Annotated in this window: 3 protein-coding genes; all 3 read left to right on the forward strand. The window is 56.9% G+C overall.

What is annotated here, in order from left to right; genetic code table 11:
- Window positions 1-578: TadE/TadG family type IV pilus assembly protein (locus AB4043_RS24575; RefSeq protein ID WP_442308401.1), on the forward strand; the 578-nt coding region annotated here is incomplete at its 5' end.
- The gene (locus AB4043_RS24580) at window positions 575-1,036 is read left to right on the forward strand and encodes a TadE/TadG family type IV pilus assembly protein (protein WP_442300721.1); all 462 of its coding nucleotides are present in this window, start codon (window positions 575-577) and stop codon (window positions 1,034-1,036) included. The genes AB4043_RS24575 and AB4043_RS24580, both read left to right, overlap by 4 nt.
- An 11-nt stretch (window positions 1,037-1,047) precedes the next feature.
- Window positions 1,048-1,707, forward strand: a 660-nt coding sequence (locus tag AB4043_RS24585; RefSeq protein WP_442308402.1) for a TadE/TadG family type IV pilus assembly protein, incomplete at its 3' end; no start/stop codon positions are given.

A 1,707-nucleotide genomic window follows, 5' to 3' on the forward strand; every position in this document is an offset into this window, starting at 1 on the left:
CTTGTACTACCCTTGTACTACCGGAAAAGAACCCGCGTGACCTCACCAGAGAGGCTCTTCCCGGAGGTGCGGACAGAAAGACCTTCCGCCGCTTTCTGAAGCGTCTCCAAGAAAACCGCGGACAGGCATTGATCGAGTATGCCCTGGTCCTGCCCCTGGTCTTCCTGCTCATCGTCAACCTGGTTAATTTCGGCGGCTTCTTCTTCGCATGGATTGGGGTAGCGAATGCCGCTCGCGCCGGCGCCGATTATGCCATCCTTGGCGGAGCCTCAGTGGGAGCACCTGGCGTACCTTCTACGACTCAGATCACCACGCTCATTCAGCAGGATGCTTCCTCGCTCCCTAATGCGGCAAGCCTGAGTGTAAGCGTCTGCACCAATAAAAATGGAACGATTACTGGATCCTGCACCACGCCCCCATCCGATCCGGAGGCGGCGAGTTATGTGCTGACCAGCATTGATGTGACCTATACCTACGTTCCGTTTATCTCCGCGTTCCAGTTCCCTTCTCTTCACATCTACGCGACGCTGCCTCCGACGACGATCCATCGCCGGGCGGTCATGAGGACGATCCAATGAGAATTCAAGCCATTCGGCGTTTGCAAAAAGATGAGGGGAGCACCCTCATCGAATTCAGCCTGGTCACCTTCATGTTCATCATCGTGTTGGCGGGTGTCGTGGAGATGGGAAGGATGGTGCTCGTATACACCACCGTGGCGAATGCGGCTCGAGCCGGCGCACGGTATGCCATCGTTCACGGTGGAGATCGGACAGGATCTGGCGTTGACGGACCAAGTGGACCGGGAAGCCCATGCACATGCACGCAAGTCACAACCATCGTCAATAACTTCGCCAGCGCCGGCCTGGTCGACACCACCAAACTGACAGTCACGGTGGGCTACCCCAACGGAAGCAACGTTGCAGGTAAGGCGGTGACGGTTACGGTGAGTTATCCCTACGACCCACTCATTCCGTACTTCAGCACGATTCTGAATGTAACCATGGGGAGCACCAGCAAGGGAATTATTACCTTCTGAGGAGTTACGTTATGCGATTCAAAGAGGAAGATGGACAAGCGGTAATCATCGTCGCGCTTGCAATGAGCATCTTTTTGATCGGCGCCATTGGGCTGGGAATAGATGGATCTCATCTGTATTCGCAACGCCAGATGGCGCAGACGGCAGCAGACGCTGCCGTTACCGCGGGTATGATGAGTGTCTTCAACAGCACCAATACCTCAGGTGCGGCCGCGTTTTCAACATCAGGCTCTTTCACCTGTGGCACAAGCGACGCTAAAACACCTTGCGTCTATGCGCGCAATAATGGCTTTGGCGGTTCTGCCAGCGATACTGTGACCATCGACTTTCCTGGCGCCAGCGGCGCACCGGGAGTAAGCCTGGCGACAGGCTATCCAGTGAACGTTGTTCGCGCCACGGTGAGCCGAAACGTGAATACGTTTCTGGTAGCCATGATCGGGCAGACGGCGACAACAGTGCAGGCAACGGCCACGGCGGCCATCGTTAGCGTAGTCTCCCCGGTTCCCATCCTTGTCACGCATCCAACGATGGCGAGCTCTCTGTCCCTGCAAGGCACGCCTTCGATCAAGATCTGCGGTGGCCCCAGCCGTAGCATTCAGGTCAACTCCACCTCTACGACGGCAGCCTCCACCGGAGGCAATTCCTCCATCGATCTGTCCCACGCCGGCCCG

Origin of the sequence: Terriglobus sp. YAF25 (genome assembly GCF_052113305.1) — a bacterium.
Taxonomy (GTDB): domain Bacteria; phylum Acidobacteriota; class Terriglobia; order Terriglobales; family Acidobacteriaceae; genus Terriglobus.